The organism is Fumia xinanensis (assembly GCF_014384905.1).
Taxonomy (GTDB): domain Bacteria; phylum Bacillota; class Clostridia; order Oscillospirales; family Ruminococcaceae; genus Fumia; species Fumia xinanensis.
On sequence record NZ_JACRSV010000002.1, the window covers coordinates 98,437 to 112,862 of the forward strand.

13 protein-coding genes are annotated in these 14,426 nt (G+C 48.2%); 3 read left to right on the forward strand and 10 right to left on the reverse strand.

The genetic code is table 11. The annotated features are described in order from the left end of the window. Positions 1-38: 38 nt before the first annotated feature. The 7 genes from H8710_RS07075 to gtfA all read right to left on the reverse strand — a co-directional run bounded on the left by H8710_RS07075 (position 39) and on the right by gtfA (position 8,950). Positions 39-1,019, reverse strand: a complete 981-nt coding sequence (locus H8710_RS07075) for a carbohydrate kinase family protein (protein WP_249294808.1) — start codon at positions 1,017-1,019, stop codon at positions 39-41. Between the two features lie 81 nt (positions 1,020-1,100). After that, on the reverse strand, positions 1,101-2,078 hold the full coding sequence (locus H8710_RS07080; RefSeq protein WP_249294809.1) for a LacI family DNA-binding transcriptional regulator: 978 nt from the start codon (positions 2,076-2,078) through the stop codon (positions 1,101-1,103). A gap of 173 nt (positions 2,079-2,251) precedes the next feature. Next, complete coding sequence (locus tag H8710_RS07085; protein ID WP_249294810.1) at positions 2,252-3,925, reverse strand: glycoside hydrolase family 13 protein; 1,674 nt, start codon at positions 3,923-3,925, stop codon at positions 2,252-2,254. A gap of 99 nt (positions 3,926-4,024) precedes the next feature. Continuing rightward, entirely contained in the window at positions 4,025-4,879 is an 855-nt protein-coding gene (locus tag H8710_RS07090; RefSeq protein ID WP_249294811.1) for a carbohydrate ABC transporter permease, read from the reverse strand. Further along, the gene (locus tag H8710_RS07095) at positions 4,879-5,778 is read right to left on the reverse strand and encodes a carbohydrate ABC transporter permease (protein WP_249294812.1); all 900 of its coding nucleotides are present in this window, start codon (positions 5,776-5,778) and stop codon (positions 4,879-4,881) included. Before H8710_RS07095 ends, H8710_RS07090 begins: the two co-directional genes overlap by 1 nt. A gap of 151 nt (positions 5,779-5,929) precedes the next feature. Next, positions 5,930-7,432 (reverse strand): ABC transporter substrate-binding protein, encoded by a 1,503-nt coding sequence (locus H8710_RS07100; RefSeq protein ID WP_249294813.1) that lies wholly within the window; start codon positions 7,430-7,432, stop codon positions 5,930-5,932. Positions 7,433-7,504: 72 nt separating this feature from the next. Continuing rightward, positions 7,505-8,950 carry a sucrose phosphorylase gene (gene gtfA / locus H8710_RS07105; RefSeq protein ID WP_249294814.1) on the reverse strand — a complete coding sequence of 482 codons (1,446 nt, stop codon included), beginning with the start codon at positions 8,948-8,950 and terminating at the stop codon, positions 7,505-7,507. A gap of 561 nt (positions 8,951-9,511) precedes the next feature. Between gtfA and H8710_RS07110 the strand changes: the two genes are divergently transcribed. The 3 genes from H8710_RS07110 to H8710_RS07120 all read left to right on the forward strand — a co-directional run bounded on the left by H8710_RS07110 (position 9,512) and on the right by H8710_RS07120 (position 12,039). Next, positions 9,512-9,955 (forward strand): DUF2975 domain-containing protein, encoded by a 444-nt coding sequence (locus tag H8710_RS07110; RefSeq protein ID WP_249294815.1) that lies wholly within the window; start codon positions 9,512-9,514, stop codon positions 9,953-9,955. Positions 9,956-10,000: 45 nt separating this feature from the next. Continuing rightward, a complete protein-coding gene (locus tag H8710_RS07115) occupies positions 10,001-10,213 on the forward strand; it encodes a helix-turn-helix domain-containing protein (RefSeq protein WP_249294816.1) in 213 nt (70 codons plus the stop codon). 83 nt (positions 10,214-10,296) lie between these two features. Beyond that, complete coding sequence (locus H8710_RS07120) at positions 10,297-12,039, forward strand: DUF4153 domain-containing protein (RefSeq protein WP_249294817.1); 1,743 nt, start codon at positions 10,297-10,299, stop codon at positions 12,037-12,039. Positions 12,040-12,390: 351 nt separating this feature from the next. On the opposite strand, the gene H8710_RS07125 is transcribed toward H8710_RS07120, so the two are convergent. From H8710_RS07125 to H8710_RS07135, 3 genes are all read right to left on the reverse strand, one after another. Beyond that, positions 12,391-12,594 carry a helix-turn-helix domain-containing protein gene (locus tag H8710_RS07125; protein WP_249294818.1) on the reverse strand — a complete coding sequence of 68 codons (204 nt, stop codon included), beginning with the start codon at positions 12,592-12,594 and terminating at the stop codon, positions 12,391-12,393. Between the two features lie 20 nt (positions 12,595-12,614). After that, complete coding sequence (locus tag H8710_RS07130; protein ID WP_249294819.1) at positions 12,615-13,013, reverse strand: RNA polymerase sigma factor; 399 nt, start codon at positions 13,011-13,013, stop codon at positions 12,615-12,617. Between the two features lie 209 nt (positions 13,014-13,222). Then, the gene (locus H8710_RS07135; RefSeq protein WP_249294820.1) at positions 13,223-14,422 is read right to left on the reverse strand and encodes an ABC transporter permease; all 1,200 of its coding nucleotides are present in this window, start codon (positions 14,420-14,422) and stop codon (positions 13,223-13,225) included. Between the last annotated feature and the right edge of the window lie 4 nt (positions 14,423-14,426).

Below are 14,426 nucleotides of genomic sequence, written 5' to 3' on the forward strand. Positions count from 1 at the left end.
CAAAAAACCGCTTCCAATTTAATCGGAAGCGGTTTCTGCTATTGTTTCGGAATTAATTTCTGCTCCATCTCTATGCACCGGTTGATCTCTTCGATGGTGGGAATGGCGGGAATCGCGCCCTTTTTGGTGGTGACGAGGGAACCGAGGGCATTTGCGAAATCCAGCATCTCGCTCACTTCGCCGTCGCTCAGGTCTTTGATGTCCCTGCTACTGTGAAGCAGACAGTAGACCACCCCAGCTAAAAAGGAATCCCCGGCCCCAGTGGTGTCAATGGTCTTGAGGTCGTAGGCGTAGGAGTGGTAGTCCCTGCCGTTGACATAGGCGTAACAGCCGTCGGCCGCCTTGGTGATAAGGATGAGACTGATACCGTGTTTTTGGGAAAGCTCTTTGCAGATTTCGTGGTCGTCCACCTTGCCGAAGAGAAATTCCACCTCTTCCTCGGACAATTTCAGGATGTCGGCGTAATGGAGCGTCTCGAGAATCGTCTTTTTGGCCTCTTCCGCCGATTTCCAGAGAGGAAGCCGCAGGTTGGGGTCGTAGGAGATGAGGGCACCGGCCTTTTTCGCTTCCTCCACCGCGTAAAGGACGGTGGATTTTTCCGGGTCCTCGGTGAGGGAGACCGAACCAAAGTGGAAAATCCGGGTGTTCTGATAGGCCGATTCACTCAAGTCGCTTTTCTCAAGGCTTACGTCGGCGGTGAGGCGGTTGCGGTAAAAGGAAAACTCCCGGTTGCCGCCAGGGAGAAGGGTTACAAAGGCCAAGGTGGTGGGATAATCGGAAGTGAGCACCAGGTGCTCAGTACAGACACCGGCGTTTTTGAGGGCTTCCTTGCAGCTGAGGCCGAATACGTCGTTTCCGACTTTGCCCACAAAGGCGCTGTGAAGCCCCAGCTTTGCCACCACGCTTGCCACGTTGGCGGGAGCGCCGCCGGGGTTCGGCTGGTAGAGGGCGGAGCCGTCGTCCGTCATATAGGGGGTGAAATCAATCAGCATTTCACCGATACTGACAAAATCAAACATGGTTTTCCCCAATCCGCCGCTGCGCGCGCCGGCATGTTTTCTAAAATCAAAATCCCCACGCGCAGAAATAAGGGAATCCGTTTATGTGGTCTTCCTCTCGATAAGATTTACCGGGAGTACCGTGCGGTTTTGTACATCTTCCCCGGCGATGCTGGTGAGCAGCTGCCGGACGCATTCCAGCCCCAAAGCCGGAATATCCTGCCGGATGGTGGTCAGGGGCGGATGGAACATTTTGCTGAAGCTGATGCCGTCAAACCCGACGATTTTTACGTCTTCGGGAACCCGGTATCCCAGCGCCGCGCAGGTTTTGACGCACTCGGCGGCGATGATGTCAGAACTGGCGAAGATGCCGTCCACGTCCGGAATCTCGTGGAAGATGCGGGTAACGATTTCTGAGTAGTTTAAGTCTCGGAGCATCTGCTCGGTGGCCTCAAAAATGTGGTGGCGGACGCCCGCCTGTTCGCAGAGCTGGGTAAACGCGCCTGCACGCTCGTCGGACGAAAGCCTGAGCCGCAGCTCACCGCTGACGTGAACGAGATTTTTACAGCCTTTCGCCAGCAGGTGCCGGGTGGCGAGAGAGCCGCCCTGAAAGTTGTCGGAGACGACTGCCGGGATATCGTCGGAGATGATAGTCTCCACCGATACAATGGGGAGACGGCTGTTTTTGAAGTAGTCAGTTTCCCCGGTGTGGCTTCCCACGATGATGCCGTCCACCATGTTCCGTCTGAGCATTTCCACATAGCTTTTTTCCTTTTCCGAATCGAAAAAGGAGTTGCAGAGCATCAGCTTGTAGCCGTGGCGATAGGCTGCATCCTCGATGCTGGTGGCCAGCTCGGCATAAAATTGATGGGTCAGGGGCGGCAGGATGAGCCCGATGATTTTGGAACGCTGTTTACCCAGCGAACGGGCCACTTCGTTGGGGTGATAGTCCAGTTCTTCCATTGCTTGAAAAACGGCTTTGCGGGTGGCCTCGCTGATAGCGCCCCGGTTATTGAGCACCCGGGATACGGTGGCGATAGAAACGCCGGCTTTCAATGCAACGTCTTTTATCGTAGACACGGTTATTTACCTCCTGTGGTGAAACACCGTCTTTTGGAAACGGTTTCTCTATTCCTTGTTTCCTATTATAGAAAAATAACCGCCTCAAAACAAGGGATTTCAGGCATTTTTGGCAGACTGCCCAGATTATGTGATGCAGTCAAGGCAAAATCCATGAAAACGCTTACCGCCCTTTATTCGACAGAAAATACCACAGCCTGCCAGGGCTTTAGCATTAGGCCTTTGTGCTCCATCTGGAGCTCCCCGTAGTTGCTGAGCAAAACCTCTCCTACAACGATATCGGTTTTGACGAGATTTTCCTCCCCACTGAAATTGCAGAGGACCAAAACCTGCTGCCCATTTTGTTCCCTGAGATATGCTGCAACGCAGTCGTTCTCCGTCAGGCAAGGCTTGAAGTCCCCTAAAACCAATGCGTCCCGCCACTTGGCATTTTTCCGGAGGGCGACCATCTTTTTATAGTAGGAGAGGACCGATTCAGGCTCCTTGCCCTCGGTTTCGGCGTTGACGGCTACATGCCCTCCTGCCACCGGGAGCCAGGGCGTCCCTTCGGTGAATCCGGCGTTTAACCCCCCAGTCCAGGGGAAGGGAGTGCGGCTGTTGTCGCGGCTGCGGCGGTTGACCACCGCCATGGCTTCCTCGACGGACAGTCCGGCTGCCAGAGCCCGCTGGTACTGGTCCTTGGTTTGGATATCGTCCAAATCGTCGATGGATTCCCAGTTGGCATTGACCATGCCCAGCTCCTCACCCTGATAGATATATGGAGTGCCCCTCAGGAAGAAATAGAAGGTGCCCAGCATGGTGGTGGAATGGTAGTTGATGCTGTCCTCCGGCAGGTATTTATTGAGAGAGCGGGGCTGGTCGTGATTTTCGAGATAATTAGCGCCCCAGCCGGCTTTTTGCAGATCCAGTTGAGTCTCGAATACTGTGTCCCGGAATTCTTTTGCTGTGAACAGCCGGCGATGGTGCCAGTCTCCGCCGGGAATGACGTCCATATCGGCGTAGCTGAAATCGAAAATCATCGAGAAGTATCCGTCTTCTCCGATATAGTCAGGGAGCTCATCGGCGGGGACGCCGGGGGCCTCCGCAACCGTCAGGCAGTTATGGGGCTTGAAGCACCGGTCCCGAAGCTCACTGAGAAACGCGCCGATGCCGAGGTAATTCTGGGAGTAAGGGTTGGCGTTTGTGAGGCCGTCGGGTCCGTCGGCCGGCGCGGAAGGGAAAGCGGGATCCTTCTTGATATAGGTGATGGCGTCAACCCGGAAACCACCTAAGCCTTTGTCCAGCCACCAATTGACCATACTATAGAGTTCTTCCCGGAGTTCTTTGGTCTCCCAGTTTAAGTCAGGCTGCTCCTTGGCAAAGGTATGGAAATAAAATAAATCCGTTCCGGGAATCGGCTCCCAGACGCTGCCGCCGAAGATAGAGCGCCAGTTGTTGGGCGGGTTCCCGTCCTTGCCCTCCTTGACGATGAAATACTTGCCATAGGGGCCAGTGGGGTCTTTTAACGCCTGCTTGAACCATTCATGCTCGCTGGAGCAATGGTTAATGACCAGATCCATAATAATTTTAATGTTCCGTTTTCCCGCTTCATCGATGAGGCGGTAGACGTCCTCGTTGGTGCCAAAACGGGGGTCGATTTTATAGTAATCGGCGATGTCGTAGCCGTTGTCCTTCATGGGGGACTCATAGACCGGGCAGAGCCAGACGACGTTGCAGCCCAAATCTTTGATATAATCTAGTTTTTCGATGATGCCGGGAATGTCGCCGATTCCGTCTCCGTCCAAGTCATAGAAGCTGCGTGGGTAGATTTGGTAGACGATTGCGTCCTGCCACCATTTTTGGTTCATAATAGTTCTCCTTAAAGTGAAATTAAAAAAGGCAGTTTTTAAAAACTGCCTTTTTTCCGCCGTCAGGCCGGCAGTGATTTGATTGAGTTTTAATTGCGATTAAGCCTTGATAGCACCGTCGGATACGCCTTTGACGATGTATTTCTGCAAAAACAGGAATACGACGATAATCGGGATAATCGAGACGAATACCGCTGGGAAAATCAGTTCCCATGGGTTTCCGTACTGTCCGGAAGTCATCTTCGCAAAGTAGAGCTCCAGCGTTAGGGTGCGGACCTCTCCGTTTCCGATGACCAGAAAGGGCAGCAGGTAGTCGTTCCAGATCCACATGGCGTTCAGGATAATCACCGTCGCTGTCGTGGATTTTAAGAGCGGGAATACCACACGGAAGAAAAGTTGGAAAATGTTCGCGCCGTCAATGACTGCCGCTTCTTCAATGGAGGCGGGCACACTCTTGATAAAGCCGTGGTACAAAAATACCGAGAGACTTAAGCCGAAGCCGCCGTACATGAGAATCAGGCCGGTCAGATTCTTCAGGTAAATTCCCTCAAAGAGGTTCAAAAGGGGATACATGACCGCCTGAAAGGGGATCAGCATGGCTGCTGTGAACATCAAGAGAAGGACACTTGAAAACTTATTTTTATTTCTGACCATGACCCAGGCCGCCAGCGAGGAAACGATGACCAGCAGCGCTACCGAAATTACGGTGACCAGTAAAGTGATGCCCAGTGCCTTGAAAAAGTGAATCTGATCGGCCGCGTTGGCGATATAGCTGAAATTCCAGGTTTTTGGAAATGCCAGTGGGGAACCGACGATTTCTGCCTGGGGTTTGAAGGCGTTGATGATGAGGAAAGCCACCGGGAAGAGAGTGTAGATGGCGATGAGAATCAAAACGATATACAGAATCGTCTGTCCCACTCTGCGTTTGGTGCTCATGTGATGATTCTTTGCCATTACGCTTCCACCTCTTTCCTCTTTGTGATCGAAACCTGAACCAGAGTGACGATTGCGATGAGGACAAAGAAGATAACAGCCTGCGCCTGCGCCATGCCGTAGTCCGGAGGCGAGGTGTCACGAGTCGTCCGCAGAATCTGGGTCGCCAACAGGCGGGTATTGAAGTTGCCGTCCGTCAAAGCGATGTTCTGGTCGAGCAGTTTAAAGCAGTTTGCCAAAGTCAGGAAGAACACGATGGTGATGGCGGGCATCAACATGGGAAGGGTGATAACCCGAAAACGCTGGAAAGCGTTTGCTCCGTCCATCTCCGCCGCCTCGTACAGGTCGGTGGGGATATTGTTGAGGCCAGTGATATAGATGATCATCATATAGCCGGCCATCTGCCAGGTGACTAGAATTACTAATGCGAACAGGGCCTTATAGTGGTCCTGAAGCATGTTTGTCAGCGCTGGAATGGAAATCAAAGGATGATCTCCACCAAAGAGGATCTGGGAAAAGACGATCTGGAAGATGAACTGCCAGATGAAGCCCAGCGCCAGGCCGCCCAGAAGGTTCGGCATAAAGAAGATGGTCCGGAACACACCAGATGCCTTTGTAATTTTCGTTACCATCATCGCCAACGCCAGCGCTACAACGTTGATGACAACGACGGCTACTAGAGTAAACTGGATGGTATAAACAAGTGCTGTAAAAAATTTTTGATTTTTAAAGGCGTTAACGTAGTTTTGTACCCCGACGAAAGCCTGAAACGCGTTGTCGCCCCCCGCAAAGTAGGTGCCCCTCCACGCCGAGAAGGAGTAGAGAACGCCCATCACAAAGGGAATCAGGATGACGAACAGAAACAGGATGATCGACGGAAGCGCCAGTGGGAAAAACCATTTTTTATAGTATTTCTGCATAATCTACCTACCTTTCTGATGCCGCGCTAACGCGCGTATCGTATTCTAAACCGCTGCCGTCAAAGGCAGGCTGCAGGTGTTGCCGCAATAAGGGGTGCAGGCGGAGGAGGGGGCGTACCCCCTCCGCTCTGCTGCTCAAAAAAGAGAGTTGTTATTGAAGTCCTGCCATTTCCTTCCATTTTGCAATGGCGTAATCGGCGATTGCATTATAATCATCGTCTGTCCACTCGGCTTTGGTCAGGTATTTCTCCATGATCTCAAGACCGACGGTTTCACCAGACCAGTTGGTGGGAGCACCGGCATATGCATTTGTAATGGTGTCTCCGGAGGCCATATATTGGATGATGGAGTCGCCGAGAGAATTGCCCAAATGTGTGGTAGAGGGATCCGCATTATAAGGGATAAAGGCCATATCTTCGGTAATAAATTTTTTGCCTTCGTCAGTGGTGTTGAGCCATACTAAGAAGTCCATTGCCATATTTTGCTCTTCTTCGCTTACTTTAGAGTTGATGGCATAGTAGTTGGGAACGAATACGGGAATGGATCGCTGCATTTTTTCAGCGGTCAGGCCGGGAACCTTGATATCGTTGTCGGTGAAAGGCATTTTGACCGGAATAAAGGTCAGAGTCTTGACGATTTCGGGGTTCACCTTTTCGATATTGGTGTAAACCCAGTTGCCTTGTTTCATGAAAAGTGCCTTATGGTCGGCAAATTTCTGGACAGCGGGGTCGTAGCCGTTGGTAGTAGAGTTGATCATCTCAGGGCTGCGGGGCAGAGGGCCGTTTTCGCCTGCTACGTGGGAGGTTTTCACATCCAGCGCCTTGGCGTAGGCGATAAAGGGATTTTTCAGCTCGTCAATCTGCTCGGCTGTAGCGTTTTTCGTTGCAGAGGGGTTCTCGAAAACGGTATCGATGGCGATGTTGATCATGTGGTCGCCGTAGGTCCATTTTTCAGAGCCAGCGACAGAGAATACGCCAGTGAGGCTCTGAGCAAGGCCGGTTTTTTCCGCGGCCAGAGGGTAGCCCTTGCCGTTTACGGTAACGGTTCCGGCGGTGCCGTTTTGAATATAAGCGTCCAAGGTGTCCACCATTGCGGCAAATTCGTCATAGGTAGCCAGCTTGCAGTCGTTGAGGAAAGCATCCACGTTATCCGCGCCGAAGAGGTCAGCCAGCATCAAGGTATCGACGATATAACCATAACCCTCAACATTGTAGGGAATACCGTAGCTGTCGGTGCCGTTGGTGGTCAGCTTCAGGTTATCGGGGAGGGCGTCGTGCAGTGTTTTGAAGTTCGCGTTGGTGGTCAGGGTGCTCAGGTCGGCAGCGAAGCCGCCTTCCTTCCACTCGGCAAGCTCCTGGATATTCATGATGGAGAAGAGAGCAGGTTTGTTTTTGGAGTTCATCTCGGCCCTGAGGGTGTCGGCGCTGTTGGTGCCGGAACCCAGGGAGAAGAGCTTGACTTTCAGGCCGGTCTTCTCCTGATAGGCGTTGACGGCTGCCTGCATAGCGTCGGCATTTTCGCCCTTGGTGTTAAAAATGTAGAAATCATAGTCCTTGTTTGCAGAGCCTCCTCCGGAGTTTCCGCAGCCTGCAAAGGCTGTAGCCGTCATAACGGCGGCAAGGCCTAGTGCCAAAAGTTTTCTGAACTTTTTCATAATAAATCCTCCTCAAGTTATACATACATATTTTGATGTGACTCTTCCACGTCACATAGTGCTCGAATGATGTCAAAGGGATAATTCTTTTTCGTTGCCGTTATCCGTATAGGAGACAGTGAAAGTTTTTCCCTTGAGGTCCGCCTTGAGGACGGCCTCGTGTCCGCCGTTTCTGCGCCGGATGATAAGTTCGCTTCCGGAGCTATCCTCTACGAGGAATTGGCCGTTGAAAGCAGGGTGGCTGTTTCGGAAACGCATCAGACTGAGAAGCTTCTTCACAACCGGCCGTTCCACTTCTTTAGCCACCTCTTCTTTGGTGTAGTAGTGCCGGTTGATGTTTCGTCCCACTTTGGTCTTTTCCAGCAGCTCAATGTCATTTGCTCCCGCCAGCATCCCAACGTAGTAGACCTGCGGAATACCGGGGGCGAAGAACTGGACGGCGCGGGCCAGAAGATAAGCGTTGTCATCATCGCCCAAGGCGGAATAGTAGGTGCAGTTAATCTGGTAGATATCCAGGTTGTTGTAAGCGGCGGTGCTGTAAATTTTTTTGACGTTTGCACCGCGACTGTATAAGTGTTCCCGAGTTTTTTCAATTTCTTCATCGGGAAGCAAATCTCTTACGTCCACCACTCCGATGCCGTCATGAGTGTCAAGTGTTGTATACTGATTTCTGGGGCAGATTTCAAACCAGTGCTTTAAATATTTGCTGTCCCCGTAGTAAATTCCATGGAGCAAAAGCATCGGCAGTGCAAAGTCGTAAACGGGCAGACCGTGGGATTCGATCTTCTGCTGCATGGTGTAATGCTCGTGGATTTCCGGCAGGATAATGGTACCAAAAGGCTTTAAAATATCTTCGCACTCTTTGATCAGATCCCAAACTTCCGGTTCGATAAAGAAGCAACTGGTGCCGGCTTTCTTTGTAGCGTAGGCAAAGGCATCCAGCCGAATGATGGCGGCGCCGTTTCTCGCAAGCCATTCCAGATTATCCCGGATAAACCTTTTCGACGTTTCGCTTTTGACGTTGATGTCAATCTGTTCTTCGTCAAAAGTACACCAGACCTTCTCCTCGGTTCCGTCGGCAAAATGGGCCACGGTGTAGGGTGCCCGGGGTTTTCTCTTATAGATTGCGTCCACATCTTGCTCAGTGGGCTCGCCGTTTTGCCAGAAGTCTTTGTAACGGATGAATAAATCCTTATATTTGGAAGTGTCTTTCTTTTCCAGAAAATCCTTGTAATATTCGCTTTGGGCGGAGATGTGGTTGATCATGTAATCGTACATGAGATAGTACCGCTCCGAAAGGTTTTTCACGTCGTCCCAGTCTCCAAAGGCGGGGTCCACTTCCCGATAGGTCATGGGAGCAAAGCCTCTGTCACCGGAGGAGGGAAAAAATGGAAGCAAATGGACGCCGCCAATGGCATCTTTAATATAAGTGTCCAATACTTCAGTCAGTTCCTTGATGCTGCGACCCATCGAATCGGAATAAGTGATGAGCATAATCTGATTGGTTGCTTTTTTCATTCTATCATCCTTCCCGAACGGTCTTTTAGTTCCTTTTGACTGTATTATAAAACCATATATGTCAATTGTCAACCGTTTACACTTAAAATTTTTTGTGCATTTTTATATTAGTAATTTTTGCCTAATAATATCTTTGTAATTTTGTGCAACAGTTATTAAAATATCTAGTTTATTAAAGTAAAGTGCAAAATTACCGAATAATATTTAAAAGAAAACGTTTTCTCATTTATTCAGAAATATCCAATATTATCCTTTAAGACTTAGATATTTTGCATTGTACACAGAACCCTTATCCATTTGATTATGTACTTTACAGAGACGTTTATGCGCTTTTTGAAAAATATATAGAGAAAAAATACTTAAAAATACGCCAGAGGGTTAAGAACAAATATATTACATATCGATTAGTCAAACCGTAATTGCGGTGATAAACAAACGATTTGTGTTATAATTTTTGTATAAAAACTGTTTAAGAACAAAAAAATATCGAAAAACAATAAAAAATACTTGACAATCAATCGTTTCAATGATACGATAAGGTCAGAAAAGGAGGGTTAGCCTGTGTGGAATCAAGCCAAATCCATTGTTTTGTCGATTTTCTGTACCCGGCTGTTCATGGCGCTGGTAGTAGCGGCCGTTTTTTTTGCACCGTATATCACCAGCTGGTATTTCGGCAGCGGGGGAGGGGCAGAAGCTCATCTTGCTTTCCGAGTGACGATTTACCTCTGTGCGCTTCCGGCCTTGTTCTTGTTGCTGCTCCTGGATCGGTTGCTGCGAAACATCCGTAAAAATGCAATTTTTGAGGAGCTGAACGTAAAAATCCTCCGGGGGATTTCCTGGTTGTGTATCGTTTTGGGCCTGATTACATTAGGCGGCGGATTTTTCTATTCCTCTTTCATTTTGGTGGCTGCAGCTGCTGCGTTCTGCGGGCTGATTGTGCGGGTGGTCAAAAATGTCTTTGAACACGCCATTGAGCTGAAGGAAGAGAACGACTACACCATTTGACCGGAAAAGGATACCGGCTTTTGGCCGGTGAGGAAGGAGAAACCCATGCCCATCGTGGTCAATTTGGATGTGATGATGGCGAAGCGGAAAATCTCTGCCGGAGATTTGGCGGAGCGGGTAGGCATCACCCCCGCGAACCTGTCCATCCTGAAAAATAACAAGGCAAAAGCGGTTCGTTTTTCCACGCTGGAGGCCCTTTGCCGAGAACTGCATTGTCAGCCGGGGGACTTGCTGGAGTACGTGGAAGAAGAGTTTTGACCGGCGGGATAATTGTACACCTAAAATAGAAAAAGCGGGGCGGATCGGAAAAACCTCGCCTTTCAACAAAAGGAGAACTGAATATGATTGAAAAAATGTATGGCGAGGGCCAAGATGCCCCCGCTTCCACCGGCGTACCCATTTTTAAGGAAACTGAATCAAATCCCGGCGGAAATCAGTGCGATATTAGTGCTGAAGCGTCAACTCCACTAAGAGAAACTGCGTCTCCATCGGAACAAGCTCCCGGTGGAGACGCGGCGGAGAAGTTCCCGTGCGAAATGGAACAAAAGCCTGTCTGGAACCGTCCGTCCGCCTATGATTGGTCCAAAAAACCATTGTGCCGTACAGTAAAGGAACCTTTGGAGTCTGACCGGAAGGACACAGTTTTTGCGCTGCTGATGTTCATCTGTGGGTATTTTTTCTGCCGCTTTGTACTGGATTCCGGGTTGGGATTTGGGACTACTCTTTTTTACGGTTTGTTTGCAGCTCTCAGTTTCGTTTATCTGAAGCGTCCGGGTAAGCTTCCCAAAGGGAGTACTCTTTGCTTTATTTTTGCCACCCTGTCCGCTCTTAATTTTTCCCTTTTTGCCAACCCTCACATTCAGATGTTCAACCTTCTCTTTTTGATGGGGTGCGTCGTCTACGAGATGGCTTTGCTCAGCGGGACTCGCGTCGAGTCAAAATTGGGCGGCTGCTTCCCGGCGGATATGCTCAATCAGGGCCTCTTTGTGGCGTTTCGGAATTTTTTTAATAATTTTCGGATTCTTTTTTCCCGAAAAAATAAAAAGGATCAGACTTTGCTGGCAATTTTGGTGGGATTCGTCATCGCCGTTCCTGTGCTCACTGTCATCATTCTGCTGCTGATTCAGGCGGACGCCGCCTTTGAAGCACTGACCTCCCATTTTTCCTTTTGGTTCCGCTCGGAAATTGGGCGTTTTCTTTTCTGGCTGATGCCTTCTATCCTAGTTGGATGCTACCTGTTCGGGCTTCTGTATGGCAACCGTTACCGCCGCCAAACCCAATGTATTACCGAGGAAAAGGTGACGAACCTGCGTCAAACCTGCCAAAAGCTTGTTCCTGCCGTATTTGGGACGACGCTGGCCCTGGTCTGCGCTGTGTACATCGTGTTTTTGGCGATACAGGTAGTCGGCGTTATTGAATCCTATGAGGCCGGACAGCCTCTTTCCGTTTCCTACGCGGAATACGCCCGGCGGGGATTTTTCGAGTTGTGTGGGCTGGCATGCTTTAATCTGCTTATTATGGGCGGGGCATGGCTTTTTACCAGTGTAAAGGATAAACGGCCTCTGTCGCAGCGTATCCTGTTTGCCGTTTTGTCGGTGGAAACCCTGCTTTTAATCCTGACGGCGGTAGGAAAAATGATTCTTTACGTCAACCGCTACGGTCTGACCCAAAAAAGGGTATACACGCTCTGGTTTATGACCACGATGTTTCTCTTTTTCTGTGCCCTGCTGGCATCTCAGGTGAAAAAACTTCCCTTGACGAGGATTGCAGTTATTTTGTGCAGTGTCAGCTTCCTCATCCTCAGCTACTCCAATGTAGATGGACTGATTGTGCGTTACAACGTAGACGCCTACCAATCTGGTCGGCTGGATGAGCTCAATATCACTACCTTTTATACTGTTCCTGCCGCTGCTTTACCGGAGGCAGTCAAGGTGTATGAGAAAATCTCAGGGGACTCAGACCTCAAGGAGGAATTGGGTCAGTTTATCATAAGTACTCGCGAAAATCTTGAGTATTTGGACTGGAGCAGTTTGGATTTAGAGCGGCTCAGGGCTCGGGGAATAGAGATTCCCAGCGGGCTTTAAGCTAAAGCCATAAAATAAAAAGAATCTAACCGTTAACGGTTAGATTCTTTTTGGCTGATGAACGAAAAAAACCGCAGCTGTTATGGTGAATGGCGATAAGGAAGTAAAAAAATAATACTATTTACCGGCAAACAGGGTGTAAAAAGCAAGAGATACAGACTGCCAAATATGTCTGTATCTCTTCTGCTATATATTGAGCATTTAGAACATTTTCAGCCCTTATTTTATGCGGCTTTCAGAGGTCGAAACAGCAAAAGTAATGATATTATATTAAAACTCTCAAAAACACACTTCTAACCGTCCCTCAAAACAGAAAAAGAGTAACCGCAAAAACGATTACTCTCAATCCGCCTATCTGTCAATGTCAAATTTTAATACCGCTTTCATCAGTCTTGCCTTGATTTCCTCTGCATACACATAATTGACAACGCCGTTATGTGTCGCAAAAAACATAATGTATGCATTGTAATGCGCTAACAGTTTTTGCATAGCTGCGAAGTCGCCGGCGTTTGCTTTTTGGATTGTTTCAAAGTCGGGCGGAGTATATTTATTCATTTTCACCGCCCTCCATAATCTTACGCAATTTTTTTAATGTTCGGGTGAATGTAGCTGATACTTTGATGTGGTTTACCTAACATCCTTGCAATCTCGGTCAGCTTGAAATTTGCAAAGTAATACATTAGAATTATATCTCGCTTTTTCTTTGGTAACTGCGATAATGCGTTCCCTAATTTATAATCATTGACAGAAAATTTATACCCAAAGGCTTCAAAGTGATATTGCAAAATCGGGTATGTATCGCACTCGCCGCACTCTGAAAAATATTCATTCAGAATTTCCTCATAGGAAACATTGCGCTCCGCATATTTAGCGCTTTCACGGTAAAGGTTAATTGCTTGATACCGTATTGTCTTTTTGCAATAGTAATCAAAACAATGTCTGATATGCTCCTTTTGCTCGTCTGTATATTTCATTGCCATTCCTCCAGAATTGATATTGTTTTCAAAATCAATTCTGACCGGAGGGGAGCGACAGCAGGGCAGTTGACCAGTGAATGTTATATCATGAAGCAAAAAAGCTTGCTTGCAAGAGCATTTTTGTGCCGTGATTCAATGATGCAGATGCGCAAAGCGCAGGACGACAAAGTCGTAAAAATCTGCTTAGCAGATTTTTTCTGCAATCATTACACCACAGTTCTGCGTTTCTGTCCCAGATAAATTCCAAATACGGCAAGAACGGTGAAAATCCCCAAAACAAAGACTGCCATAATCGGATAACTGACAATCATACCAAACACATTGAAAACCTTATATCCGCCAAATACTTCTTTTATCAGCGTAACATTTGCAAGTCCAAAGTCAATAATCGGCTGTATTCTTTGAATGACACTATCACCCATTGCCGCTAAACCCACATTGATGAATAAAATCGCAAGGCTTATACCCACAGCGCTCATTTGACTTTTCATACGCGAGGAAATAAAGCTGATAATAAGGCTGTAAACTGCACCGGTGAAAATGAGCCACAGTGCCGAAACAATGGCAAACTGCCAAACCTTAAACCCAAACATCGACCGCGCATATTCAGGTATTGACTGAATGGTAGCGTTCCACCCGTGCAGGCTCGCGTGAGGAAGAAAGCCAAAAACAAAAGTGGCGATTAAATACATCATAACTATGACGGTGGAAGTAATCAACACGCTCAGCAGCTTTGCAGTAACAATTTTTCGTCTGCCATAGCGAGAGCTTAAAATCAAATTATCCATACCGCTTGACCTTTCTATCGCAAAAACCGGAGCAATGAGAAACGCAATCGGTATCAATAACAGGAACTGCATCATGTGTTCTCCCCAATTTGTGAAAAGATTTTCCCATAACAGAATATTTGCAAATTCCGGCTTACCGAGCGCCGTCAGCTTTTGCAGGGAATAGCGCAATTTTTTATATTCAAAAGTATTTTGCCGCCCATGCTCTTCAAGCTCGCTTATTTTCGATTGCAAAGCGTTTATTCCATATGGTTCTTCATTGCTTTCGGGCGGTGTTCCGTTTTGATATTCAACTACTCTTTCACAAAATTCCTTGTATTTTACGGCAAGGATTGTTTCGGGACTGTCTTTTATACTTCTTGCAATCATTCTCGAATCTGTCCCGTAACGCGCGGTTATTTCATCATATGCCGCTTTTGATTTTTCTGCTTTTTCTACGTCAATCGCGCCCTCATAATCAGCGGAAAGTGTTTCGTAATCCTTATATGCGTCATTGCTTCCAATCAAAAACAAAGATGTAGAAAATCCTATTACGCTGTAAAGCGCAAATAATGCAAGCAGTAAAATAACCGTTTTCTTATTCAGCAGCTTTCGCAGTTCAAACACAAATAATGACATGGCT